The organism is Salmonella sp. SJTUF15570, from assembly GCF_043357055.1.
Lineage (GTDB): Bacteria > Pseudomonadota > Gammaproteobacteria > Enterobacterales > Enterobacteriaceae > Salmonella > Salmonella enterica.
The window spans coordinates 294,812-319,138 of the sequence record NZ_JBEUKJ010000002.1 but is presented as its reverse complement, the minus strand read 5'-3'; the positions used below and the strand labels follow the sequence as shown (position 1 = coordinate 319,138).

The 24,327-nt window shown below is 51.7% G+C and carries 22 protein-coding genes; 5 read left to right on the top strand and 17 right to left on the bottom strand.

Features of this window, described 5'->3' with window-relative positions; all coding sequences use genetic code 11:
• Nucleotides 1-12: 12 nt before the first annotated feature.
• The 9 genes from ABVN44_RS05100 to allA all read right to left on the bottom strand — a co-directional run bounded on the left by ABVN44_RS05100 (nucleotide 13) and on the right by allA (nucleotide 10,686).
• Nucleotides 13-1,311: a uracil/xanthine transporter gene (locus ABVN44_RS05100; protein WP_000484505.1), complete on the bottom strand. Its 1,299-nt coding sequence runs from the start codon at nucleotides 1,309-1,311 to the stop codon at nucleotides 13-15.
• Between the two features lie 58 nt (nucleotides 1,312-1,369).
• The gene (allB, locus tag ABVN44_RS05095; RefSeq protein WP_000006865.1) at nucleotides 1,370-2,731 is read right to left on the bottom strand and encodes an allantoinase AllB; all 1,362 of its coding nucleotides are present in this window, start codon (nucleotides 2,729-2,731) and stop codon (nucleotides 1,370-1,372) included.
• Nucleotides 2,732-2,809: 78 nt separating this feature from the next.
• Nucleotides 2,810-4,264 (bottom strand): putative allantoin permease, encoded by a 1,455-nt coding sequence (locus ABVN44_RS05090; protein ID WP_000401063.1) that lies wholly within the window; start codon nucleotides 4,262-4,264, stop codon nucleotides 2,810-2,812.
• A gap of 95 nt (nucleotides 4,265-4,359) precedes the next feature.
• On the bottom strand, nucleotides 4,360-5,607 hold the full coding sequence (locus ABVN44_RS05085; protein ID WP_001749004.1) for an MFS transporter: 1,248 nt from the start codon (nucleotides 5,605-5,607) through the stop codon (nucleotides 4,360-4,362).
• 65 nt (nucleotides 5,608-5,672) lie between these two features.
• Nucleotides 5,673-6,551: a 2-hydroxy-3-oxopropionate reductase gene (gene glxR, locus ABVN44_RS05080; RefSeq protein ID WP_000765815.1), complete on the bottom strand. Its 879-nt coding sequence runs from the start codon at nucleotides 6,549-6,551 to the stop codon at nucleotides 5,673-5,675.
• A 100-nt stretch (nucleotides 6,552-6,651) separates the two neighbouring features.
• On the bottom strand, nucleotides 6,652-7,428 hold the full coding sequence (gene hyi / locus ABVN44_RS05075; RefSeq protein WP_000943591.1) for a hydroxypyruvate isomerase: 777 nt from the start codon (nucleotides 7,426-7,428) through the stop codon (nucleotides 6,652-6,654).
• A gap of 12 nt (nucleotides 7,429-7,440) precedes the next feature.
• Entirely contained in the window at nucleotides 7,441-9,222 is a 1,782-nt protein-coding gene (gene gcl, locus ABVN44_RS05070) for a glyoxylate carboligase (RefSeq protein ID WP_001096865.1), read from the bottom strand.
• An 84-nt stretch (nucleotides 9,223-9,306) separates the two neighbouring features.
• Complete coding sequence (allR, locus tag ABVN44_RS05065; protein WP_000141265.1) at nucleotides 9,307-10,125, bottom strand: HTH-type transcriptional repressor AllR; 819 nt, start codon at nucleotides 10,123-10,125, stop codon at nucleotides 9,307-9,309.
• A gap of 78 nt (nucleotides 10,126-10,203) precedes the next feature.
• Complete coding sequence (gene allA / locus ABVN44_RS05060) at nucleotides 10,204-10,686, bottom strand: ureidoglycolate lyase (protein ID WP_000764659.1); 483 nt, start codon at nucleotides 10,684-10,686, stop codon at nucleotides 10,204-10,206.
• 226 nt (nucleotides 10,687-10,912) lie between these two features.
• On the opposite strand from allA, the gene allS reads away from it, so the two are divergent.
• On the top strand, nucleotides 10,913-11,839 hold the full coding sequence (gene allS / locus ABVN44_RS05055) for an HTH-type transcriptional activator AllS (protein WP_000460169.1): 927 nt from the start codon (nucleotides 10,913-10,915) through the stop codon (nucleotides 11,837-11,839).
• A 69-nt stretch (nucleotides 11,840-11,908) separates the two neighbouring features.
• Entirely contained in the window at nucleotides 11,909-13,003 is a 1,095-nt protein-coding gene (mnmH, locus tag ABVN44_RS05050) for a tRNA 2-selenouridine(34) synthase MnmH (protein WP_023231610.1), read from the top strand.
• Between the two features lie 28 nt (nucleotides 13,004-13,031).
• On the opposite strand, the gene ABVN44_RS05045 is transcribed toward mnmH, so the two are convergent.
• From ABVN44_RS05045 to ybbA, 6 genes are all read right to left on the bottom strand, one after another.
• The gene (locus ABVN44_RS05045; RefSeq protein ID WP_000342247.1) at nucleotides 13,032-13,691 is read right to left on the bottom strand and encodes a methionine ABC transporter permease; all 660 of its coding nucleotides are present in this window, start codon (nucleotides 13,689-13,691) and stop codon (nucleotides 13,032-13,034) included.
• Nucleotides 13,684-14,700, bottom strand: a complete 1,017-nt coding sequence (gene sfbB / locus ABVN44_RS05040) for a virulence-associated ABC transporter ATP-binding protein SfbB (RefSeq protein ID WP_000569660.1) — start codon at nucleotides 14,698-14,700, stop codon at nucleotides 13,684-13,686. Before sfbB ends, ABVN44_RS05045 begins: the two co-directional genes overlap by 8 nt.
• A 36-nt stretch (nucleotides 14,701-14,736) precedes the next feature.
• Nucleotides 14,737-15,567 carry a MetQ/NlpA family ABC transporter substrate-binding protein gene (locus ABVN44_RS05035; RefSeq protein ID WP_000524311.1) on the bottom strand — a complete coding sequence of 277 codons (831 nt, stop codon included), beginning with the start codon at nucleotides 15,565-15,567 and terminating at the stop codon, nucleotides 14,737-14,739.
• 256 nt (nucleotides 15,568-15,823) lie between these two features.
• Nucleotides 15,824-16,957, bottom strand: coding sequence for a porin (locus tag ABVN44_RS05030; protein ID WP_000152869.1), 1,134 nt, complete (start codon nucleotides 16,955-16,957; stop codon nucleotides 15,824-15,826).
• Nucleotides 16,958-17,143: 186 nt separating this feature from the next.
• Nucleotides 17,144-19,558, bottom strand: a complete 2,415-nt coding sequence (gene ybbP, locus ABVN44_RS05025) for a putative ABC transporter permease subunit YbbP (protein WP_023231838.1) — start codon at nucleotides 19,556-19,558, stop codon at nucleotides 17,144-17,146.
• Nucleotides 19,555-20,241, bottom strand: coding sequence for a putative ABC transporter ATP-binding protein YbbA (gene ybbA / locus ABVN44_RS05020; RefSeq protein ID WP_001110598.1), 687 nt, complete (start codon nucleotides 20,239-20,241; stop codon nucleotides 19,555-19,557). Before ybbA ends, ybbP begins: the two co-directional genes overlap by 4 nt.
• Here ybbA and tesA point away from each other — a divergent pair.
• The 3 genes from tesA to cnoX all read left to right on the top strand — a co-directional run bounded on the left by tesA (nucleotide 20,212) and on the right by cnoX (nucleotide 22,665).
• Nucleotides 20,212-20,826: a multifunctional acyl-CoA thioesterase I/protease I/lysophospholipase L1 gene (gene tesA, locus ABVN44_RS05015; RefSeq protein ID WP_001010574.1), complete on the top strand. Its 615-nt coding sequence runs from the start codon at nucleotides 20,212-20,214 to the stop codon at nucleotides 20,824-20,826. The genes ybbA and tesA overlap by 30 nt on opposite strands.
• A 154-nt stretch (nucleotides 20,827-20,980) precedes the next feature.
• Nucleotides 20,981-21,751, top strand: a complete 771-nt coding sequence (locus tag ABVN44_RS05010) for an SDR family oxidoreductase (RefSeq protein ID WP_001172804.1) — start codon at nucleotides 20,981-20,983, stop codon at nucleotides 21,749-21,751.
• A gap of 59 nt (nucleotides 21,752-21,810) precedes the next feature.
• Nucleotides 21,811-22,665, top strand: coding sequence for a chaperedoxin (cnoX, locus tag ABVN44_RS05005; RefSeq protein ID WP_023231837.1), 855 nt, complete (start codon nucleotides 21,811-21,813; stop codon nucleotides 22,663-22,665).
• A gap of 85 nt (nucleotides 22,666-22,750) precedes the next feature.
• On the opposite strand, the gene fetB is transcribed toward cnoX, so the two are convergent.
• Together fetB and fetA are read right to left on the bottom strand one after the other, a co-directional pair.
• Nucleotides 22,751-23,530, bottom strand: a complete 780-nt coding sequence (gene fetB, locus ABVN44_RS05000) for an iron efflux ABC transporter permease subunit FetB (protein WP_001002130.1) — start codon at nucleotides 23,528-23,530, stop codon at nucleotides 22,751-22,753.
• On the bottom strand, nucleotides 23,517-24,194 hold the full coding sequence (fetA, locus tag ABVN44_RS04995; protein WP_000140195.1) for an iron efflux ABC transporter ATP-binding subunit FetA: 678 nt from the start codon (nucleotides 24,192-24,194) through the stop codon (nucleotides 23,517-23,519). Before fetA ends, fetB begins: the two co-directional genes overlap by 14 nt.
• Nucleotides 24,195-24,327: the final 133 nt, after the last annotated feature.

The following is a 24,327-nucleotide window of genomic DNA, read 5'->3' as shown; positions in this document are numbered from 1 at the left end:
TGTTTTCTCACGTTATTTAATGCGTTCCCACGGAATAAGATTTTCCATAAGCACTGCCAGTAAGATTCCCACCAGTAATCCGTTGCTAAGCAAAGGACGAATCATCAGTGGAAGATCCTGTAAATAGACCGGAGGAAGCCCCATCAAAAAAATGCCGACAAAAAGCGGTAATGCCAGGCGATAAATATTCCGCGCGGTAAACGTAATTTGCTGGCTAAAAACCAAACCGGAATAAAGTAAAGGTAAATAAGAGACCAGCATAACGGCGCTGCTGATCGCCAGTGGAATAGCGCAAAATAAGCGGGTTAACGGCGTTATAATGGCAACCAGCAGACACAGCGCGCTACCGCAGATAAAAGATTTGCGAGAACTGTCGCCGGTTTGCGTTAATAAACCAATGGAAGACACAAAAGGCGAAAAAGGCACGACCGCGAAAGGCACCGTCACTAACGTCATCAGTCCGGAAATCATAAAGCTTCGGCGATAACGAGAACTGCCCGACCCTTGATGCAGATAAAAGATATCGGTACCGCGGATGGCGCCGTAAGTGTTGCTGATGTTGACTAACCCCGTCATCACCGCCGTCACAATAATACCCGGCATCAGCGTGCCGTGGCTGCCCAGCGGAAACCATCGCCAGCTTAATTCACCCGGCGGTAAGTGTGATGAAGGAAAGCATAACCGCCATAGCCCCCACCCGACCACGGTCCCTACCAGTAACGCGTAACGGGAGATACGCTGCTGCAGGAAAATAATCATCGCGAGGATAAAACACATCACCGCGACCGCCAGCCCAAAGGGGGCCAATTTGATTCTGGCGCTGGTATCGGCAATGCCAAAAGGCAGCCCCAGCATGCCTTTAAAAAATATTGAGGTCAGCTGCGCGCCCAAAAGCAGCATGAAAAAAACCATTACCGCTGGCGTAAACAGGCGAGCCAGACGGTGTCCTAAGCCGCTAATGCCGATAAATATCGTCACCATCGCGGAGATCGCAATCCCGACCGACAGGCTGGAGGCGATATCGTTCAGCGGCGTGCCGCGAGACGCCTCGCCAAGCGTAATCGTAAGAATAGCGCCCCACCACAGCCCTGTCGGCCCTTCCATAATGGCCCGGCGATGGCCGCAAAATGCCTGAACCAGGCAGGCCAACGCGGTGGTCAAAAAAGCGTATTGTGTGAGCATTAACAGGTTATCAGCGGGAAGATGAAAAGCGGACAGCAAGGTAGGGGGAACCACAACCGTGTTACAGAAAATAAAGAAAAACCACTGAAAGCCGGACAACACACTTTCGCGGTTAATAACAGGGAACATATCCACACCTTAAAATAGAGAATGCCCGTCGTGACGACGGGCATTAAATCACACCGGATTACTGCTGATGTTTAAGGATAAACTGACCTTTTGGCGGCACAGGGAAGCCATGCTCGATGTCATAAATAACATCGCCGCGCAAAATCGTTTTGGTAATACGCGCGCCAATAGTACGGCCAACATACGGACTGACTTTATGGCGATATTCCAGGTCTTCATTTTTCAGAACATAGCTGCTGTCAGGCTGAATAAAGACCAGGTCAGCATCTTTGCCGGGGGCAATACGTCCTTTATGTTTCAGACCAAAAATATCGGCGGCGTTGGTCGCCATTAATTTGCCAAACATCGGCAACGACATACCGCGTTTTTGCACCGCTTCATCAAACATGACGTCCATGCAGTTTTGCAGTCCGGCAATTCCACCCCATGCTTGCATGATATTGCCTGCTTTCATTTCCGGAGGACATGGAGAGTGGTCGGATACCAGGCAGTCGATTTCGCCGTTAAACAGTTTTTCCCACATCCCTTTCTGGTTTTCCTGGTCGCGAATTGGCGGAGAACATTTTGCCAGGGTGCCAATCTCTTCGAACTGATCGGTATCGAGGACAAAATAGTGCGGGCACGATTCACAGGTGACATCCTGACCTTCCTGACGCGCGCGCGTTACTTCCTCTACCCCCTCCGGGCTGCTGATATGGCAAACGTGCAGACGGCAACCTGCCGCTTTCGCCAGATACAGCACGCGACGAATGGCTTCCACTTCAGTAAATACCGGACGTGAGGCGACATAATCATGCGCCGTTACGCGACCTTCGCGTTTAGCTTCTTCGCCCAGCTCATCGCAAATCAGAGCATTTTCGCAATGTACCAGTACCGTCTGGTCCATTTCCCCCAGTTTTTGCGCGCCTTTGTAAAACTGCCAGTCATTAACGTCGCGAAAATCATTATCGATGCCACGATCGCCGCAGGTGGCGACAAAGCACTTGAAGCCGACAACGCCCACTTCGTCCAGCTCATGCAGCCGATCCAGGTTATAAGAAACCAAACCACCCAACTGCGCGGCGTCGATGGTCAATTTACCTTTTGCCGCGTCAAACTTGAGTTCAATCGTCTCACGATCGACCGTCGCCGGCAGCTGATTGAGCGGCATCTCAATCATCGTGGTAATACCGCCTTTCGCCGCCGCGCGCGTACCGGTTTCATAGCCTTCCCAGTGGGTACGGCCCGGTTCAGAAATGTGGGTATGCGCGTCAACCATGCCCGGCGAAACGATCAATCCCGTCGCATCCAGCACATTTTTCGCTTCCCCCAGGTTCTCGCCAATCGCGGCGATTTTTCCGCCCTGGACGGCGATATCGATAACTCTCGCTTCGTTTTCTAAGATGACAGTACCGTTCTTAATAATTAAATCAAAAGACATAACAAACTCCTTGTATGGATACAGATAGTTTTTAAATAGCGCACACTTCATTAAATACGCTTAATGCTTTTTCAATATTTAACCTGCGAGTTTTTTCTCTCCTGTATTTTCAAAACCCGTGCGTTTCTTCAATAGCGCATAAGCAACGAACGCAACTATTACGCCTACAAACCAGGACACGCGGGATAAAGGCTCCATAAATGGTATAAACTTGCCGCCTAATGACAGAATGACTGCGACCAGGGTGACTGAAAATGCAGTCAGGTTAAATCCATTATCATAATATTTGTAATCACCGCTGGCGGTGTACAGCTCATCAAGATTAATTTTTCCACGCATTACCACAAAATAATGAGCTAACATTACGCCGATTACCGGGCCAAGCATACCGCCGATAATATCGAGGAACAGATAAATACTGTCCTGATTCTCCATTAATTTCCATGGGCAAATCAGTAGACTGATAATACTGGCAATCATTACGCCATTTTTATAGTTAAGCTTTGTCGGGGCAAGCGCCGCAATTTGATACCCCGCAGGTATAATATTACCGGTGGCGTTGGTTGAAATTGTCGTCATCAGAATCACCAGCACCGCAAAAAATGAAGCAAACAGGCTGTCCCAGCGCTGCACAATATCCAGCACGTTCCAGGTATCCATACCATAATGAATACTGGCTCCGGCAATAATGCACACGCTGGCTACGGCGAATAATATATACGCTACGATAAGCCCCAATGTTTGTCCCAATGCCTGAGCGCGAAATGAATGCGCGTTTTGCGTGAAATCGGACGCGCTCACCGCTGGCGCAGCCCAGACGGCGACTACGGCGTTAATCACCACCAGGAACAGAAAGCCGCTGTGCTCTGCTTTTTGCACGCCTGAAGGCAGATAGTCCAGAATCGGGCCAATGCCAACCAGCGATATTGCCCAAATAGCCATGCCGCCAAAGACAATGTAAATACATGGATTGAGGATAGCGGTAAATTTATTTAATACTTTACCACCGCCAAAACCGATGCCAACGTTAATAATCCAAAAAATTAGAAAAGTAATTAGTCCTGGCAGTGAAAGACCCAGCAGCTTGAAATCTCCGCCTAATGTCAGAAATCCTGGCCAGATCTTCCCAATCAAAATAAGAAATGCCAGCGATCCCGCGTAACACTGTAAGCCGAACCACATAATTGCCGCGATTCCCCCTCGCAATAATCCAGGGAATAGCGCGCCGCGGACGCCGTAAGAACCTCGCAATATCATAGCAAAAGGAACGCCATATTTGCTGCCTGCCGCGCCATTCATTACCATCGCCGCCGCAATAAATAATGCGCTGATAATAATGGCCAACATGATATTAAATGTTGATAGCCCCAGTATAAAAAAACCGCCGACCATAACGTAATTTGGCACGTTATGTACAGATCCCATCCATAAGGTGAAATAGTTAAATGCCTTCCAGTTTCGTTGGGTTTCTGTTTTAGGTAATAAGTCTTCGCTATAACCGCGCTGCTGGTATAGCTCTCTTTGATGTTCCATAAATCCCTCTTTTCACGCATCGGATAACGTTGTTATGGGTTTAGCTATGAGGAACAAATAAATATAAAATAAAGAATTAGTAGATATAATTATTTTTAAGCTGAAGCAATACGTTGCGTCGCTTTCTTTTTATATAAAGTGACGACAGCAAAGATCAGCGTTCCGGTGACCACTAAACATGCTGAAATCACAAAACTGATCTCTTTCGACCCCGTTACATCCGAAATAAATCCGGTCAACGTTGGGGCGACAACCGCCGAGCTCATGCCAAAGAAATTAAAAAGGCTGAAAGCTCTTCCCAGACTTTTTGCCGAAGCCTGTTCAGATACAAAGGAGATCAGGATCGGGTCTACTGCCATTTTCCCCAGCAAGCCGTATAGCGTCAGACTGACCATCAGCATCGTGGTATTCGGGGACAAAACCGTAAACGCCAACATTGCTGCCGCCACAATTTCCAGACCGAGAATAACCTTAACTTTACTGTTACGGAATTTATCTGACAGATGGCTAAAAAATAACGCCCCCGGTACGCCAACCACCGCCACCAGCGCTGATGCCAGCCCGATAGCTCCGCCATCAAATCCTCTTTCAGTCTGGAGATAAGAGGGCAGCCAGGTCACTATCAAATAATAACCGTAGCAGGTACAGAAATAGAGGAAGTAAACGCTACACAATAAACCAGAGAATAAAGGCGCGCGTTTCTCATCTTCCGTAACGGTTTGGGTTTGCTTTTCCGCTTGCGCAGAGTCGCTTTTGGCTTTACCGCGAATGATCAGCGTAAAGACGCACAGCATGATTACTAATATCGCGGCCACGATATACAGTACATTTTGCCAGGCCATGCTCATGTTTTTTACTAATATGCTGGAACCGATTAAGCCAATCCCCATCCCTATAGCCGACCCGCTGTTGATAATCGCATTGGCTAATGCCCGACGGGCCTGCGGCACGTTTGCCGAAGAGAGTGAATAAGCCGAGCTAAAGAAAGAAGCGCATCCTCCGCCTGCCATTAGCGACCCTGTATAGATCATGGCCAGGCCATTGGCTTTCGCGATACAGAGTGTACCAATAATAAAAAGCGTAAATCCGGCCATCAGCATGATTTTTTGACCGAATTTATCGACCAATATTCCGCAAGGGATTTGCATACTGCAGTAAGCAAAAAAGTAAAAACTTGCAATGGCGCCTATTTCTGCATTACTTACATTGTCTAAAGATGCCTGAATTTCTGGATAAATTGGCGTAAGCACGGTGCGATAGATCCAAATCGCTACCCAGCCCAGACTCATTACGACAACAATTTGTTTCCAGTAATCAATCCCGGATTTTTTAGTTTCACTCATGTTCTTCACCTTTACAGAGTGTTCCTTGTGAACAGGTATCGCTGCAGCCGCAGCGATACACATAATTAGGACAATTTATGATTGGCCATTAATTCCAGCGCCTGTACCATTGCCGAATGATCAAGCTGGCTCCCGCCATTTGCCGCACAGGTATTGAATAATTCCTGGCAGGTCGCCGTATTCGGTAAATTCAGCGCCAGCGCTTTTGCGCTTTGCAATGCAAGATTAAGGTCTTTCTGATGAAGCGCGATTTTGAAACCAGGCTCGAACGTCCGGTTGATCATGCGCTCGCCGTGAACTTCCAGAATGCGTGAAGAGGCGAACCCGCCCATTAACGCCTGGCGCACGCGTACCGGATCGGCGCCTGCTTTTGAAGCAAACACTAAGGCTTCAGAAACCGCTTCAATATTCAGCGCAACAATAATTTGGTTAGCCACCTTACAGGTTTGCCCATCCCCATTGCCGCCCACCAGGGTGATATTTTTTCCCAGGATGTCAAAGAGCGGTTTAACGCGGTCAAAGACTTTCTGCTCGCCGCCGACCATAATCGACAGAGTGCCTTCACGCGCCCCGATTTCTCCCCCGGAAACCGGGGCATCCAGGTAATCAGCGCCCATTTCATTAACGCGCTGGGCAAAACGTTTGGTTTCGATAGGAGAAATAGAACTCATATCGACGATGGTTTTTCCCTGAAGCGATGTTTTGGCGCAACCGTGTTCGCCAAATAACACCTCTTCAACCTGCGGCGTATCCGGCACCATTATGAAGATGATGTCTGCAAATTCAGTTACCTGACGTGCAGTCTCAACATTTACCGCCCCCAGCGAGAGCAGTTCGTCCGCGACCGGACCAATAGTCGTAACGTGTAATTGATGACCGGCGCGTGCCAAATTGATAGCCATTGGCGAGCCCATAATTCCCAGGCCAATAAATCCCAGTTTCATATACAACCTCTTTTATTGCTTTCGGTGTTTCCAGATTCAGGCAACACAATCCCCTTCCAACACAGTGGAAAAAAAAGCGCTGCCCGAATTATTCTGCGTTTTAACGGTACTGATTAATCCACGATAATCCCGCTTCCGTGGTAGTCAGTGGTTTATATTCACAGCCAACCCAGCCATCATAACCAGACTGTTTAATGACATTAAAAATAAAGTCATAATTGATTTCCCCGGTCCCCGGCTCGCCGCGACGCGGGTTATCAGCAATCTGTAAATGGCCTATTTTATCGGCCCATGCCGTCATGGTTTGCGTTAATTCCCCTTCCATGCGTTGCATGTGATAAATATCATACTGAATTTTGATATTATCGCTGCCGATATCCTTAATTAATGCTAACGCCTGTTGAGTGCCGGTGAGATGGAATCCCGGCATATCAAAGTGATTAATAGGTTCGATAAGTAATAAAATGTCTTCTTTCGCCAGCATATTTGCCGCATAGCGCAGGTTTTCGACCAACGTGTCGTGGATCTCCGTTGCGGAGAATCCTGACGGCGTTTTACCCACCAGACAATTTATTTTCTTATTGCCTAACGCACGTGCATAGCGGATTGCGGCCGCTACGCCATCGCGAAACTCTTCTTCGCGCCCAGGAATACAGGCAATTCCACGTTCGCCAGCCGCCCAGTCGCCAGCCGGTAAATTATGTAACGTATGTTCCAGATTATTATCCCTGAGTTTACGTTTTAACACTTCGATGTCGTTATCGTAGGGAAACATGAATTCCACGCCGCGAAATCCCGACAACGCCGCTTTATCAAAGCGTTCCAGGAAATCATATTCCGTAAACAGCATAGAAAGATTGGCAGAGAAACGTAACATCGATTACCTCCCTTACTCATATTTCATAAAACAGGTTTCTGTTGGCGCATCTTTCGCACTATCCGCAACTTCTTCAAACTCGGTTACGTTATCCAGTTCGCTGCCCATGGAAATATTGGTTACGCGTTCCAGAATGACTTCCACCACCACCGGAACGCGATATTGCGCCATCAGCGCTTTAGCTTGTTCAAATGCAGGCGCAATATCTTCCGGTTTAAAGACACGAATTGCTTTACAGCCTAACCCTTCTGCCACTTTTACATGGTCAACGCCATAGCCATTCACTTCGCTGGAGTTGATATTTTCAAAGGCGAGCTGTACGCAGTAGTCCATGTCAAATGCGCGTTGCGACTGGCGAATCAGACCAAGATAAGCGTTGTTAACCAGCACATGGATATACGGGATGTTAAACTGCGCGCCGACGGCTAACTCTTCAATCAGGAACTGGAAGTCGAAATCGCCGGAAATCGCCACCACATTGCGTTGCGGATCGGCAGCACAAACCCCTAATGCCGCCGGGATTGTCCAGCCAAGAGGCCCCGCCTGGCCGCAGTTGATCCAGTGTCTGTCTTTAAACACATGCAGCATCTGCGCTGCCGCGATTTGCGACAATCCAATGGTGGTGACATAGCACACATCGCGACCAAAGGCTTTGTTCATCTCTTCATAGACGCGCTGCGGCTTCACTGGCACGTTGTCAAAGTGGGTTTTACGCAGCAAAGTCCGTTTACGCTGCTGGCATTCGTCCACCCAGGTCTTCCTGCATGGCAAACGCCCCGCTTTTTGCATCTCCTGCGCGACATCGATCAGCAACGTTAGCGCCGCTTTGGCGTCAGAAACGATGCCCAGATCCGGGCACAACACGCGGCCAATTTGCGTCGGTTCAATATCGATATGGATGATTTTTCGCCCCTGAGTATATTTCTCAACGGACCCCGTATGACGGTTGGCGAAACGGTTACCGATGCCAAAAACCATATCGGATGCCAGCAGAGTGGCGTTGCCGTAGCGGTGCGCCGTTTGCAGGCCGACCATCCCCGCCATTAAGGGGTGATCGTCCGGGATACAGCCCCAGCCCATCAGGGTAGGGATCACCGGTACGTTGGTCAGTTCGGCAAACTGCTGCAGCAGTGGCGCGGCGTCGGCGTTAATAACCCCGCCGCCCGCGACAATTACCGGACGCTCGGACTGAATCAGCATCTCCAGCGCCTTTTCAATCTGTACGCGGCTGGCGGCTGGCTTATATACCGGCAGCGGCTCATACATATCCGGATCGAATTCGATCTCCGCAACCTGGACATCAAACGGTAAATCAACCAGCACAGGACCTGGGCGGCCTGAGCGCATCAGATGAAAAGCCTGTTGTAATACGCGCGGCACCAGCGCCGCCTCACGAACCGTCACTGCCATCTTGCTGACTGGTTTTGCAATCGCTTCAATATCGACTGCCTGGAAATCTTCCTTGTGCAGACGCGCTCGTGGCGCCTGACCGGTAATGCATAAAATCGGGATAGAGTCGGCAGAAGCGGAATAGAGCGCGGTGATCATGTCGGTTCCCGCCGGGCCGGAAGTGCCCAGGCAGACCCCAATATTACCTGCCGCCGCACGTGTGTAGCCCTCAGCCATATGCGAAGCGCCTTCCACATGACGCGCCAGTATATGGCGAATGCCTCCATGCTTACGCATTGCAGAATAGAAGGGGTTGATTGCAGCCCCAGGAACGCCGAATGCTGTGGTGATACCTTCTTTTTCCAGCACATACATTGCCGCATCCACGGCTCTCATTTTTGCCATTTTATTGCTACCTCTTTTTATTGGAAAAAGTTTCCAACTTTTAAAAATTTTAAAAAAGTCCCGCTCCAGCGAGCGGGATGCGGCTCAGGCTACAGGGGGTTTTAGCCCAAGCGCCGTACTGATGTCTTTCGCGGTATCCCGTACCAGTTCACCCTGGCTGATAAAGCGATCTTCCGTCAGCCGGGAAGCCGGTCCCGATATTGAGATAGCGGCGACCACGCTGCCCGCATCGTCATAGATAGCGGAGGCGATACAATTCAGCCCGACAACATGTTCTTCCTGGTCGACGGTGTAGCCCTGTTCACGCGCCTGCTCCAGATTTTTAAGCAGGATAGGTAAATCCACCAGAGTGGTCGGCGTAAACCGCCGCAAACCGGTATTGACGACGATCCCCACCAGCTCTTCTTCGGTGAGCGGGTACAGCAGCGCTTTTCCGGCGCCGGAAGCATGTAACGGCAGACGACTCCCTAAGGGCGCGCACATTCTGACCATCGATTTGCACTCCTTTTGACCGATTAACACCGCTTCATTACCGTTGCGAATCGCTACGTTGACCGTCTCGCCAGAAAGCAGCATAAGTCGGTGCATAAAGGGTCCGGCCACCGAGAGGACATCGCGATTATGAATATACGCAGAGCCCACATTAAATACGCCTAAACCAATATGCCACCAGCCAAGCTGGCTATCCTGGTACACAAAATCAGCCGCTTGCAGTACCTTTAACAGGCGAAACGTCGTAGAAAGCGGTAAATCCAGGCTGCCGGAAATATCGCTAACTGATGAACTGCCGCCGCTTCTTTCGAGATATTGCAATATCGCTATGCCCCTCTCCAGCGCCTGAGCGCCTTTCTGCGCAGTCGGCTCTGCCTGTCCTGGCCTGCCGCGTCGTCTTACTTCCGTCATATTTACGTTAACTCCGGCCCAAAATATGAGCATAAACAATGAACAATATGTTCATCTTATGCAAGAAGGCCAATAGCGTCACGCAAAACAGAGTTCATGTGTCGGGATACTTTCAACATCACAGTTATCGCTGCCACCGCGATCCACCGTCAGAAAATCGGTAACCGTCTGCCACGCAAACAGCGGGTGATGCCATACATTACGGTGATAATTGACGCCCTGCCGTCCATTGCTAATAAACGCCCGCAGCGTGGAGAGATCGGGTTTATCATCGCCGAGCGCGACAATAACGACAAAAGCCTCGCCGTTCATCGGCACAAACGCCTGCGTACCTAAAGGATGACGTTCCAGTTCATGTACCACAATAGGCATCGCGGCCGGTTGCGCCCTGTTAATACTGATCAGCGTGCGATCCTGCTCCAGAACTTCAACCTTCGCCAGGTCGTGATATCGCTCAACTAACCCGTTGTTTATATGAAAAAAGTCTCGTTCCTGCGTCTCAATAACATCGCCATAAGCGCTGAACGTCTTCTGATCTAACGGTAATACCTCAAGTTTCATTATTTTTCCCTTGTAGCTCGATTCCGTTTAACCGCGGTTTGGACTCTGTCCGGTTTCAATACCATGCAATCTAAAACCTTCGGGATTTAACATCAACATAAAAGTTGGAATATTTTTCCAAAAGTAGATTTAGACCACAAATCAAACATGGCTATTATGTAAAACTACTTAAAAATCATAGGAAAACAATTCTGGTTTTATCAGGATCGTAAGGAGGCGTCTGACGATGTTTGACCCGGAAACACTGCGTACCTTTATCAGCGTTGCCGAAACGGGGAGTTTCTCCAAAGCGGCGGAGCGCCTGTGTAAAACCACGGCAACCATTAGCTACCGCATCAAACTGCTGGAGGAAAATACCGGCGTAGGGCTGTTCTTTCGCACAACGCGAAGCGTCTCGTTGACGGCGGCGGGCTCTCACCTTCTCTCTCAGGCAAAAGACTGGCTTGCGTGGCTGGACAGCATGCCTGACGAGCTACGCCAGGTTAACGACGGCGTAGAGCGTCAGGTCAATATTGTGGTGAATAACCTGCTCTATAGCCCGCAAGCGGTCGCCAGTCTCTTATCGTGGCTTAATGCGCGTTACCCCTTCACTCAGTTTCACTTTTCCCGGCAAATTTATATGGGCGTCTGGGATTCGCTCCTGTATGAAGGTTTTTCGCTGGCGATTGGCGTAACTGGCACCGAGCCGTTGGCTAATACCTTTATGCTCGACCCTTTAGGTTCCGTACAATGGCGTTTTGTAATGTCCGCGGATCATCCTTTAGCTCACGTCAGCGGGCCTCTAACAGAAGCGCAGTTGCGCCGTTTCCCGGCAATTAATATCGAAGACAGCGCGCGTACGCTGACCAAGCGGGTAGCCTGGCGCCTTCCGGGGCAGAAGGAAATTATCGTGCCTGATATGGAAACCAAAATCGCCGCTCATCTGGCAGGCGTCGGTATCGGTTTTGTCCCGCAGCCGCTTTGTCAAACGCTGATCGACAAAAACGAACTGGTAAGCTGTACCATCCCTACGATGCGTCCGCCCTCACCGTTAAGCCTCGCCTGGCATAAATTTGGCGGAGGCAAAGCGGTAGAAGACATTGTGAAATTATTTACCCAACGACAACCCGAAATAGCCGGTTTTTTATCCATTTTCAACACGGTACGCTGTTAAAAATCAAGCCACTTTGCGAATTGGCGCGTAAAATAACGCAAGGGATGATTTAAGGTTACGTTTTACGTTATGCAAGACAGACAAAAAGCACAGGACTATCGCGCGCTCCTCCTTGCCGATACGCCTTTAATTGATGTACGCGCGCCGATTGAGTTTGAACAGGGCGCCATGCCGGGCGCTATCAACCTGCCATTGATGATGGATGACGAGCGGGCCGCCGTCGGCACCTGCTACAAACGTCAGGGCGCGGATGCGGCGTTAGCGTTAGGGCATCGGTTGGTTTGCGGCGACATTCGCCAGCAGCGGCTTGAGGCCTGGAAAGCCGCGTATCAACGTTTCCCCAACGGGTATCTGTGCTGCGCGCGCGGCGGTCAGCGGTCACATATCGTACAACGTTGGCTGCAAGAAACAGGGATTGACTGCCCGCTTATTGAAGGCGGCTATAAAGCGCTGCGCCAGACAGCAATTCAGGCGACCTGGCAACTGGCGCAAAAACCGATACTTTTAATTGGCGGCTGTACGGGCAGCGGCAAAACGCAGCTGGTGCGACAACAGCCCAACGGCGTGGATCTGGAAGGTCTCGCGCGTCATCGCGGCTCCTCTTTTGGCCGCACGCTGAAACCCCAGCTCAGTCAGGCCAGTTTTGAAAACAAGCTTGCCGTTGAATTGCTGAAAATTAACGCGCGTCAGACGCTAAAAAGGTGGGTACTGGAAGATGAAGGGCGAACGATCGGCGCCAACCATCTGCCTGAGTGTTTACGCGAAAGAATGGCGCAGGCCCCCATTGCGGTAGTGGAAGATCCGTTTGCGCTTCGTCTGGAACGACTGCGTGAAGAGTATTTCATCCGTATGCATCACGACTTCACCCACGTCTACGGCGATGAAGCCGGTTGGCAGGCGTATAGTGAATATCTTCATCATGGACTGTTCGCTATTCGCCGCCGTCTGGGGTTGCAACGCTTTGCCGAACTGACGGACACGCTGGATAGGGCGCTGGCGGAACAATTATCCAGCGGCAGCACCGACAGTCATATGGCATGGCTGGTTCCGCTACTTAACGAATATTACGACCCGATGTATCGCTATCAACTGGAGAAAAAAGCCGCGAATATCGTTTTTCGCGGCACATGGCAAGACGTTGCCAACTGGCTAAAAGCGCAATAGCTTATTTTTATTGCCGGCTGACGCCGGCTTAGTGTCTGTCGCGCTTGTCGGCACGTTTTGCCAGCCAGTCGCCCAGCATCTGAACGACCTGAACCAGCACAATCAGCGCCACTACGGTAACAACCATCACTTCGGTTTCGTAACGGTAGTAGCCATAGCGAATCGCCAGGTCGCCTACCCCGCCGCCGCCGACAATCCCGGCCATCGCCGAGTAGCCGATTAAGCTTACCAATGTAATCGTCAGGCCGCGCAGCAGCCCTGCGCTGGCTTCCGGCAACAGTACGGTACAGATAATACGCATCGGACTAGCGCCGAATGCCAGCGCCGCCTCAATAATCCCTTTATCGACTTCACGGAGCGCGCTATCTACCAGGCGTGCATAAAACGCGATTGCGGCCACCGACAGCGGGACGGAGGCTGCAATCGGGCCAATCGTATTGCCCAGCAAAAGCTGCGTTAGCGGCAGTAACAGCACCAGTAAAATAACAAATGGCACCGAGCGGATAATATTCACCAGAACCGAGGCGACGAGATAAATAAAACGGTTCTGCCAGAACAGATGACGATCGGTGACAAAAATCAGAAAACCGAGCGGTAGACCGCCAAGAATCGCCAGCACCGTTGAAATACTCAACATCTGGAAAGTTTCATTGAACGCCAGCGTTAAATCCGGCAATAAATCATCCACGGATCACCTCCACCTGTGCGGTACGTTGACGGATATGCTCCACGGCGGCGGCCACCGCCGTTGGATTATGCGGCGCGGTTAATTGCACCACCAGAATGCCCAACGCGCGTTCGCCGATATACTCAATCTTGCCATGCAGGATATTGACCGCGACGCCAAACTTGATCGCCACCTCTGACAGTACCGGCTGCTCCGCCGAATCGCCGATAAACAAAATTTTCAGCAACTGCCCGGGCAAGTGTTCCCGTAAACGTTCCGGCAGGGTCAAATTAAGGGTATGAGACACCAGTTGCTGTGTGAAAGCGTGTTGCGGGTGGGCAAACACATCAAACACCTCGCCCGATTCCACAACCTTACCGCCCGACATCACTGCCACGCGATCGCAAATGGATTTGATCACGTTCATTTCATGGGTGATCAGTACAATAGTAATCCCGAGCTGTGCGTTGATCTGTCTGAGCAGGGCCAGAATCGTGGCGGAAGTTTCCAGATCCAGAGCGGAAGTCGGTTCATCACACAGCAACACATCCGGATGGTTAGCGATGGCGCGGGCTATCCCCACCCGCTGTTTTTGCCCGCCGCTGAGCTGTACCGGAAAACGGTTCGCTTTATCGGCAAGGCCCACCAGCGTTAAAATTTCCGCCACCCGTGGCGCGATTTTGCTGCGTTCCCAGCCAGCCGCTTTCAGGCTAAACGCAACGTTTTGCGCCACTGTCCGGGTATGCATTAAGTTAAAATGCTGGAAAATCATACCAATACGCTGCCGCGCCTGGCGTAACGCTTTTCCGTCCAGCGCCGAAATTTCCACGCCGTTGACGTTGACGCGCCCCTGGCTGGGACGCGTTAAGGCGTTCAGGGTACGCAGCAGAGTGCTTTTTCCTGCGCCGCTGGTACCGACAATGCCAAAAATCTCGCCTGCGGCGATATGCAGGCTCACATCATCCACCGCGCGCGTGGGGGTACCGCGACCGGCGGTAAAATCGACGCAGACTTTTTCTATTTCAATCATATTCACCTCAGAAATTGGGGATGGCTACCGCTGCGATCAGGGTGTCGCGGTCATCCATTCCGGTTTCTGGAAGGCGCTATAAATATTCTTTGGATCGTCGATGACCGCGCGATAAGCCGGCGATTTCACCGCCTCGACAATATCTTTGGCAAACGGCTTATCGGCATCTTCACTGCGTACCGCAATGATATTTTTCAGATTCTCATCCAGGTGTTCCTGCTTAATCGCGCTGGAGAGATCCAGTCCTGCCGCCACCGCAAAGTTCCCGTTAACCAGCGCGCCGGTCACGCCATCCAGCGTGCGCGGTAGCTGTGCGGCTTCCAGCGGTTTGAAAACCAGTCCTTTTGGATTGCTGGCGATATCTCGTTCAGAGGCTTTGGTCGGATCGATATTGTCCTTAATCGTGATAAGCCCCAACGATTGCAGGAAGCGAAGGCCGCGCGCCAGGTTGGTCGGATCGTTGGAGAGGGTAATAATGTCCCCTTTTTTAAGCGCATCCAGACTGTTGATTTTACGTGAATAGAAGCCCATCCCGGCGGTCGGTACCACAATAAGTTTGCTGAGCTTCAGCCCTTTGTCAGCGGTGAATTTGTCAAAATAGAGGGTATGTTGAAAGAGGTTGGCGTCAATGCTGCCGTTAGCTAACGCCATATTGGGCTGGACATAGTCGCTAAACTCGCGCACCACGACCTTATACCCTTTTTCTTTTAATGTCGGCGCAATCGCCTGCTTCACCATGTCGCCATACGGCCCTGGCGCGACGCCAAATACGATCGTTTGCGGGGAACCATCGGCATGGGCAAACTGTAATCCGCAGGCCAGTAATAGCGTGCTGGCCGCAATGCGTAAACTCTGACGCAATCCCATAATTTCTCCATTTTAAATAGTGTGATGCTGTGCCGGATGCCGTTCATGCGGCATCGTCTGTTTTGGCCCAAACGAAAGGCTATTTCTTAACATGACACAGATCACAGCCTGCTGTCCTTGAAATTATTTCATGATGTTTCCTTGTGTGTCGTTAAATGTACGAGGCAGGCGCTCAGGCGTGTGTCAGGCGGGAATGGCGTAAAGGGAAATGCCGGATAAGAGGTCTTAACGCCAACATCCGGCACAGGAAAACGCTTTAGAAATCGTAACGCAGACGCACCAGGTTCATATCGCCCAGATTGTCAGTGCTGGAGGTGAAAACATGTTCATAATCAACGCGGAAACCATAATCCAGTTGGAAGGTGATCCCCACGCCGTTATCGGTGCGCAGATAGTCGCGGCCATTCACATATTCAATGCGGTCGCCCATAAAGTACGGTTGAATAGCTTTCACGGCATACTGACCAATCGGGAAAGCGTAACCGACAAAATATTCCAGACCCCACGCATCGCCGGCAAAGTAATCATTCACAGATACTTTTTTGGTCGTCATAAAGTTCTGATACCAACCGCCGCCTGCGGCGATAGTCCAGTTTTCCGGCGTCCAGCTTAATGCGGTACCGACAATATTTTGATCGTAAGTTTTATTGCCGTTGCCGCGCATCTCCGCACGGGTATAGTTCCATGCCGTCCCCCAGGTCAGATCGTCGGTGAGATGGTAATCCGCGCCTAAAGAACCGCCGCCTTTACGTTTATAATTCAGGCCGTTATTGGCATTATAATCGTCGCTGAACAGATAAGACGCGTAGAGATCGACATTGCCAATGCTTTTCTTGTACTTCAATGACTTACGCGTGCGATAAGAACCATCGTAGTCGCCGTTAATCCCGTTGCCCGGTGCCTGACCTATCATGTCGTAATCCCAGATATCGGTTTTTACGCCCACCACATCGTAATAAATGCTGTTCTGTTGACCGAAGGTCAGCGTTCCCCACGTCGCACTCTTGAAGCCGGTATACAGCATACGGCGAGTGGTATCAGTCGCGCCCTTCGCATAATGGTTATCCCAGTCAAATACCGCAGGGATATTGACGCCCAGCTCGTAATAGCTAATCCAACTGATATCATCAAACAGATAATAATCCGCGGCGAAGCGGAAACGCGTCCCGCCATCAAAACCATTACGTTTATAACCGTTCGCGCCGTCATTGCCGGTCATATTCTGGAACTGCGGACGAATACTCCCGCCGACGGTGAAATTGAGTCGGCTGAGTGGATTACCCGCCTGGGGATCTTGTTTTAAAACGGTGATTTCCGCCTGAGTGGCGAAAGGCATGAAAGCCACTGCCGCGCCGATCGATGCCGCCAACGCTGTTATTTTAATTGTCATTATATTTTCCTTGATAGATAGCCAATCCAAATCATTTAGCAGGCAAATAATAACTGTTATAAAACCTTACGTGTTGTGTATTTTTTAATGATTTGTGCTACTAAAAATCAAGGAGTTAGCAATTTGTGCGACTAAATAAAGTACGCGCCGTTTTAAAAACCGGCGCGAAATTATTCACATCATGAATCATCCGTTAAACTGTCGGAATAGCGCTTTGCCTTTCAGCAAACGAACGCCAAGCCAGCCGCCGCATACGGAAAGCAGCAGCGCGCCGCAAAACGGCAGTGCGCCCCATAAACGCCAGTCCGGCTCCCAGGGGAAATCAAAAACGTTGATTTGTAAGATCGCCAGCGCCGTTTCCGCGCCAATCGCGGCGACCAGCCCGGCAACTAACCCCAGCATGGCGAATTCGCACCAGAGTGTGGTACGCAACAGTTTCTTTCCGGCTCCTAACGTGCGCCACACCACCAGCTCCTGATGGCGCTGACGCATCCCGACCTGTACCTGAGCCAGTAATAGCAACATGCCGCAGAGGGTGACTAGCACAACCATCACCTCCAGCGCCCGACTGACCTGCTCCAGCACCTGTCCCACCTGTTTCAGGATCGCCCCGATATCTAACAGGCTGACGGTAGGAAACTCGCGGTTAAGCTGCGTTAACATGCCGTTGCCATTCTCCCAGCGAAAACTGGTCAACCAGCTTTGTGGTTGCCCGTCCAGCGCCCCGGAAGGAAAAATGAAGAAAAAGTTGGGCCGCAGGCTTTCCCAGTCCACTTGACGCAGGCTGGTGACTTTAGCGCTAAATGCCTGGGTATCGCCCATAAAGGTTACGCTATCGCCGAGTTTGACGTTCAGCCGCTTCGCCAGCCCCTCTTCCATAGAGACTTCGCCCGGTTTTGGCGGCCAGTGACCGGCGACCAGCGGATTATGCGCCGGGCGCGTATCCTGCCAGGTCAAATTCAGTTCACGGTTGAGCGACTCATCCTGCTGACCTTCCGTCGGATTACCGTTTATCCTGGTTAACCGCGCCCGCACAATCGGATAAAACGTCTGCGGAATCACCTGATGTTCTGCCAAAAAGGCTTTCAGCGGCGCAACCTGTTCTGAAGCAATATTGATAAGGAAATAGTTCGGACTTTCCGGCGGGAGCTGCTGTTGCCAGCGATCAAGGAGATCGCCGCGCAGCACCAGCAAGAGCGCCAGCAGCATAAACGAAAGCGAAAACGCCGAAAGCTGACTCAACGTTGACCACGGCTGACGCAGAAGTCGGCTGACGGCCAGACGCAGCGGTAGCGACGTCAACGTCATGCCGCGCAGCACGTTAAGCAGCATCCAGCCCACCAGACCGCACAGCAGCGCCAGTATCACGGCGCCCGCCAGAACCGCCCACAACAGCATACTTCCGCCCATCAATCCGGCGAGCAGCGCCACCACGACGGCGCAGGCAACAGGCAAATAAATTTTTAACGGCCAGACGCGAGCAACAACATCGCGGCGCAGCACCCGTAGCGGCTGGGTCGCCAGCAACAATCGATAAGGCCGTAAACCGACCAGCAGAGAAATGACCGTCATCGCGCCCAGCGCCCACAGCCAGGGCCACAGGCTGGCGGGCGGCAAATCGGCGGGCAATACCGGTTTTAGCAGCACCAGCAATATGTTTTCAAACAGTAACCCAATCGCGCCTCCCGTGACGGCGGAAAGCCCCAGCACCATCAACCACTGTCCGATAATAAGTTTACGCAACTGGGCCCGGCCCGCGCCCAACGTTTTTAAAATCGCCACCAGATCGTAGCGGCTACGGCAGTAATGGCTCATCGCCACCGCGACGGCAGCTACCGCCAGCAGTAGCGTTAATAACGCCGAAAGCAGCAAAAACTGCTGCGAACGTTCGAGCGATTTCCCCAATGCCCCGTCATCCTCCTCCAGTCCGTACCAGCGATGTTCCGGTTTAAGCTGCGGTAACAGCCAGCTTTCATAGCCAGCAAGCTGTTGCGGCGTTCCGCCGAATTTATACCGCCACATCACGCGGCTCCCCGGCTGTATCGCACCGGTTTTTTCCACATCGGCCATATTCATCATCAGACGCGGCGCCATCTGAAAAGGGTTAAATCCGGAATCCGGCTCCTGCACCACTTCACCGGCAATACGCAAGGTCACGTCGCCGACATCAATGGTATCGCCCGTTTTCAAATTAAGCAGCGCCATCAGACGCGGCGCCAGCAGTACGCTACCCGGCTGCGCTTTCACTCCGCCTGGACGGGTTTGCAATTCGCCGTACATCGGATAAACGCTATCTACCGCCTTCACGCTGGCCAGTTGCGGCGTATCGCCGGCAAACGTCATGGTCGCAAAGGTTAACTGCTCGCCCACGTTAAGGCCGCGTTTACGCGCCTCTTCAAGCCAGGCCTTCGGTACCTCCCGCGAACTTTGCAGCGTCCGATCGCCTGCCATAAACTCGCGGCTTTGCTGACTTAATCCTTTTTCCATCCGGTCGCTGATACTGCCGAGCGCCAGTACGCAGGCCACCGCCAGACTCAACGCCAGCCAGACAATAATCAGCGACGGCGAGCGCCATTCGCGCCAGAACCAGCGAGCTATCATGCCTCCTCCTGTAACTGACCGTTGACCAACCGCAGCCGCCGGTCGCAGCGCGCCGCCAGCGCCGGGTCGTGCGTCACCAGAATCAGCGTGGTGCCGTGCTCGCGGTTAAGCGAAAATAGCAGGTCGGCGATTTTATCTCCGGTCTGACGGTCAAGGTTGCCCGTCGGCTCATCGGCAAACAGCACATCAGGACGCCCGTTAAACGCGCGCGCCAGCGCTACGCGCTGCTGTTCGCCGCCGGAAAGCTGTGCCGGAAGGTGGTCAAGCCGTTTTCCCAGTCCCAGTTGTTCGAGCAGCGCTTTCGCCCCCGCCTTACTCTGACCGCTGTTTTCACCGCGTAGCAGGGCCGGTAGCTCAACGTTTTCCAGCGCGTTAAGCGTAGGAATAAGCATGAAGGATTGAAAAACAAAACCGACATGCTGAGCGCGAAGCTGCGCCCGCGCCTCTTCGTCCATCTGGTGAAGCGGTTTCCCGACCAGACTGACCTCTCCGCTACTGCCGTCATCCAGTCCGGCGAGAATCGCCAGCAGCGTAGATTTTCCCGATCCTGATTCGCCAATCAGCGCAATGGTTTCGCCGCGTTTGACAACCAGTTCAACTCCGGTAAGGATGGAAAGCTCATGCTCACCCTGACCGACGGACTTCCTGAGACGATGAACTTCAACACTGTTTTCCGCTGGCATTTGCCCTTCCTGTTTTTGATCCTGTTAACTTTCCGTGCCGCCGCCGCAGACACCTTATTAATTCTGGGCGATAGCCTCAGCGCCGGTTACCGTATGGCCGCCAGCGCAGCATGGCCGTCGCTCCTTAATGATAAATGGCAAAACAAAACGTCGGTCGTTAATGCCAGTATAAGCGGTGATACCTCACAGCAGGGACTGGCGCGTTTGCCGGCGCTGTTGCAACAGCATCACCCGCGCTGGGTAGTGGTGGAGCTTGGCGGCAACGATGGCCTACGCGGTTTTGCGCCTGCGCAAACCGAACAGACGCTACGTAAAATCATTCAGACGGTGAAAGCCGCCGATGCCCAACCGTTACTGATGCAAATTCATCTGCCCGCTAACTACGGTCGCCGTTATAATGAATCCTTTAGCGCCATTTATCCTAAGCTCGCCAAAGAGTTCGATATTCCTCTGTTACCGTTTTTTATGGAAGAGGTATATCTGAAACCGCAGTGGATGCAGGATGACGGCATTCATCCCAACCGCGACGCCCAGCCGTTTATTGCCGACTGGATGGCGAAGCAGTTGACCCCTTTTCTCTCCTGAATAATTCGAGTTGCATGAAGGCGGCACGTAAGAGAATTTCCAGGAGCATAGATACCTATGTGACTGGAGTAAACGAACGCACAGGCAACTTGAAGTATGACGGATATAGTTAACCACGACTCTTAAATCAACGGAGATCCTGACAGGTAAAGTTATGCAAAAATCGGTCTTAATAACAGGATGTTCCAGCGGAATCGGTCTGGACAGCGCGCTTGAGCTTAAACGCCAGGGCTTTCAAATCCTGGCGGGCTGCCGCAAACCTGATGATGTCGCCCGGATGAACAGTATGGGATTTACCGGCGTGTTGATCGATCTCGACTCCCCTGAAAGCGTGGATCGTGCCGCCGATGAAGTGATCGCCCTGACCGATAATCGTCTGTATGGGATCTTTAACAATGCCGGCTACGGCGTATATGGCCCCCTTTCCACCATCAGCCGTGAGCAGATGGAGCAACAGTTTTCCAGTAATTTCTTCGGCGCGCATCAGCTTACTATGCGCTTACTTCCCGCCATGTTGCCGCATGGCGAAGGACGCATTGTGATGACCTCATCGGTGATGGGGCTGATTTCCACCCCAGGGCGCGGCGCTTACGCCGCCAGCAAATATGCGCTCGAAGCCTGGTCTGACGCGCTACGTATGGAGCTACGGCACACAGGCATTAAAGTGAGCCTGATAGAACCGGGGCCGATTCGTACCCGTTTTACGGATAACGTTAACCAGACGCAGCGTGATAAACCGGTAGAAAATCCCGGCATCGCCGCACGTTTCACCCGCGATCCTGACGCGGTAGTAGCGAAAGTGCGTCATGCTTTTGCAAGCGATAAACCCAGGCTGCGCTATCCCGTTACGCTGGTCACCTGGGCGGTGATGGCGCTGAAACGCCTATTGCCGGGCCGGATGCTGGATAAAATTTTACAAAGCTGAGTTGAAGCGCGCCAGTCAGCCCCCATGTAAACGTGACACAGACAAAAGAGAGCGACGCCATGTCCGTACAGAACATTGTCAATATTAATGAATCCAACCTGCAGCAGACCTTAGAGCAGTCCATGACCACGCCGGTACTGTTCTATTTCTGGTCTGAACGCAGCCAACACTGTCTGCAATTAACGCCAGTGCTGGAAAGTCTGGCTGCCCAGTACCACGGTCAGTTTATTCTGGCAAAGCTGGACTGCGACGCCGAACAGATGATCGCCGCTCAGTTTGGTCTGCGCGCCATCCCGACTGTCTATCTGTTCCAGAATGGCCAACCGGCCGATGGTTTCCAGGGGCCGCAGCCGGAAGAGGCAATCCGCGCTCTGCTGGATAAAGTACTGCCGCGTGAAGAAGAGCTAAAAGCGCAACAAGCGATGCAGTTAATGCAGGAGGGCAACTACATTGACGCTCTGCCGTTGCTCAAAGACGCCTGGCAGCTCTCTTCGCAGAACGGTGAGATTGGCCTGTTACTGGCGGAAGCGCAAATTGCTCTAAACCGCTCTGAAGAGGCCGAAGCGGTATTAAAAACTATACCGCTACAGGATCAGGATACCCGTTACCAGGGGCTGGTTGCGCAGATCGAACTGCTTAAACAGGCGGCGGATACGCCGGAAATTCAGCAACTTCAGCAGCAAGTCGCGGAGAATCCGCAGGATGCGGCTTTGGCAACGCAACTGGCGTTGCAGTTGCACCAGGTCGGACGTAATGAAGAAGCGCTGGAATTGCTGTTCAGCCATCTGAGAAAAGATCTTGCCGCCGCCGAGGGACAGACGCGCAAAACCTTCCAGGAGATCCTTGCCGCGCTCGGCACCGGCGACGCGCTGGCGTCGAAATACCGCCGCCAGTTGTACGCGCTACTGTATTAATCCTCTCTTGCCTGATGGCGCGCTTATCTGGCCTACCTGTCGTCCTCAGGCCGGATAAGGCGCTTGCGCCATCATCCGGCCACTATCATGATTTCTTGAGCGGCATCACTACCAACTGATGACGCGAATTATAGAACTTCCGGTAGGTTAAATAGCAGGCAATGATGGTAGACAGGCTGGCTGTCGACAACAGCATAAACGTTACCATAATTTGATATTTAATCGCTTTTACCGGATCGATCCCGGCAAAAATCAGCCCGGACATCATCCCCGGCAGGCTCACCAGCCCAACGGTCTTTGCCGAGTCGATCGTCGGGATAAGCGATGCGCGGATGCTATCGCGGATAAGCCCGGCGGAAGCCATTTTCGGCGTTGCGCCCAAACTTAATTTTTCCTGGATTTGCTGCTGCTCGCTATGAAAACGCAGCCCCAGTTGGTTGTAGCACAGCCCTACCGCTACCATCGCATTACCGGCGACCATGCCAGCGATGGGAATCACCTGCATCGGCGCAAATTCAATCGAACCGGTAAGCACCAGTACCGTCAGCGTTAGTCCGGCGCCGACGGTGATGGCGATAAACGAGGAGAGAAATGCCTTATCGATATATTTACTGCGCTTTTGCGCGTTCCAGGCGGCGTTAAAACAGATGAACAGCACCATCAGCAGCGTCAGGGCGGCATGATTAACGCCAAAGATGTATTTCAGTACATAGCCGACAATAATGAGCTGTATCACCGCCCGGCATACGCTCCACAGAATATCTTTTTCCAGCGCCAGCTTTTCCTTGTGACTGATGAGCATCGCGACCACCACCAGCAGCATCGATAACGCCAGCGAGGTATTGGTAATATTATGCTCGTTCATAACGCGCCTCCTGCATCTCTCCGGCAGATGGCGTTAACGTTATCACCTTATCCGCGTGTTGAATTTCATCTTTATCATGCGTTACCCACAAGACAGCGACCTGCTTATCGCGAACATAGCGATGAATAATATCATTTACATTCCGTTTGTTATGTTCATCCAGCGCGCTGGTTATTTCGTCGAGTAACAGTATTTTCGGCAGAAACTGTAGATTACGAATTAGAGCAATACGCTGTTTTTCCCCGCCGGAAAGCGCGGTAATCGGTTTTTGCAGAATCGTCTCCGGCAGTTCAAAACGCGCCAGATCGTCTGCGAAGGCTGTCGGCTGCGGGCGCTGATGGCGAATTTGCCAGGGAAAAATCAGGTTATCGTAAACCGTATCGCCAAATAGCGCTGGCGTCTGAGCGCAATAAGAAACCTGCTGGCGATAGGCTTCCGGACTCAGAGTAGTAATATCCTGCCCCTCAAAAAGAATCACGCCGATATCAGGGCTTATTAACGAGGCCACCATTTTCAACAACGTACTTTTTCCGCAGCCAGAAGGACCGGTAATTAACTTAAATTCGCCGCGTTGCAGCGTAAAACTGATGTTATTCACTATTTTTGTCGTCGCAGTCCGGTAACCGACCTGCTTTAACTCAAGCAACATGCTACGTTCTGTCATTTATTGCGCATCCGTTGTTCATATTTTTATAGCGATAGTGTATCCCTGTAATTAATAAGGGGGGAACATGCTTTACTGAATCAGGTATAATTCGCTTAATTCGTCAGCAAAATCGGTTTATGGACAACGCAAC

What these genes read in the sequence shown, in the direction of transcription:
- ABVN44_RS05100 (WP_000484505.1), bottom strand. Translation starts at nt 1,311, where the DNA reads ATGTTCCCTGTTATTAACCGCGAAAGTGTGTTGTCCGGCTTTCAGTGG.
- allB (WP_000006865.1), bottom strand. Translation starts at nt 2,731, where the DNA reads ATGTCTTTTGATTTAATTATTAAGAACGGTACTGTCATCTTAGAAAAC.
- ABVN44_RS05090 (WP_000401063.1), bottom strand. Translation starts at nt 4,264, where the DNA reads ATGGAACATCAAAGAGAGCTATACCAGCAGCGCGGTTATAGCGAAGAC.
- ABVN44_RS05085 (WP_001749004.1), bottom strand. Translation starts at nt 5,607, where the DNA reads ATGAGTGAAACTAAAAAATCCGGGATTGATTACTGGAAACAAATTGTT.
- glxR (WP_000765815.1), bottom strand. Translation starts at nt 6,551, where the DNA reads ATGAAACTGGGATTTATTGGCCTGGGAATTATGGGCTCGCCAATGGCT.
- hyi (WP_000943591.1), bottom strand. Translation starts at nt 7,428, where the DNA reads ATGTTACGTTTCTCTGCCAATCTTTCTATGCTGTTTACGGAATATGAT.
- gcl (WP_001096865.1), bottom strand. Translation starts at nt 9,222, where the DNA reads ATGGCAAAAATGAGAGCCGTGGATGCGGCAATGTATGTGCTGGAAAAA.
- allR (WP_000141265.1), bottom strand. Translation starts at nt 10,125, where the DNA reads ATGACGGAAGTAAGACGACGCGGCAGGCCAGGACAGGCAGAGCCGACT.
- allA (WP_000764659.1), bottom strand. Translation starts at nt 10,686, where the DNA reads ATGAAACTTGAGGTATTACCGTTAGATCAGAAGACGTTCAGCGCTTAT.
- allS (WP_000460169.1), top strand. Translation starts at nt 10,913, where the DNA reads ATGTTTGACCCGGAAACACTGCGTACCTTTATCAGCGTTGCCGAAACG.
- mnmH (WP_023231610.1), top strand. Translation starts at nt 11,909, where the DNA reads ATGCAAGACAGACAAAAAGCACAGGACTATCGCGCGCTCCTCCTTGCC.
- sfbB (WP_000569660.1), bottom strand. Translation starts at nt 14,700, where the DNA reads ATGATTGAAATAGAAAAAGTCTGCGTCGATTTTACCGCCGGTCGCGGT.
- ABVN44_RS05035 (WP_000524311.1), bottom strand. Translation starts at nt 15,567, where the DNA reads ATGGGATTGCGTCAGAGTTTACGCATTGCGGCCAGCACGCTATTACTG.
- ABVN44_RS05030 (WP_000152869.1), bottom strand. Translation starts at nt 16,957, where the DNA reads ATGACAATTAAAATAACAGCGTTGGCGGCATCGATCGGCGCGGCAGTG.
- ybbP (WP_023231838.1), bottom strand. Translation starts at nt 19,558, where the DNA reads ATGATAGCTCGCTGGTTCTGGCGCGAATGGCGCTCGCCGTCGCTGATT.
- tesA (WP_001010574.1), top strand. Translation starts at nt 20,212, where the DNA reads ATGAACTTCAACACTGTTTTCCGCTGGCATTTGCCCTTCCTGTTTTTG.
- ybbA (WP_001110598.1), bottom strand. Translation starts at nt 20,241, where the DNA reads ATGCCAGCGGAAAACAGTGTTGAAGTTCATCGTCTCAGGAAGTCCGTC.
- ABVN44_RS05010 (WP_001172804.1), top strand. Translation starts at nt 20,981, where the DNA reads ATGCAAAAATCGGTCTTAATAACAGGATGTTCCAGCGGAATCGGTCTG.
- cnoX (WP_023231837.1), top strand. Translation starts at nt 21,811, where the DNA reads ATGTCCGTACAGAACATTGTCAATATTAATGAATCCAACCTGCAGCAG.
- fetB (WP_001002130.1), bottom strand. Translation starts at nt 23,530, where the DNA reads ATGAACGAGCATAATATTACCAATACCTCGCTGGCGTTATCGATGCTG.
- fetA (WP_000140195.1), bottom strand. Translation starts at nt 24,194, where the DNA reads ATGACAGAACGTAGCATGTTGCTTGAGTTAAAGCAGGTCGGTTACCGG.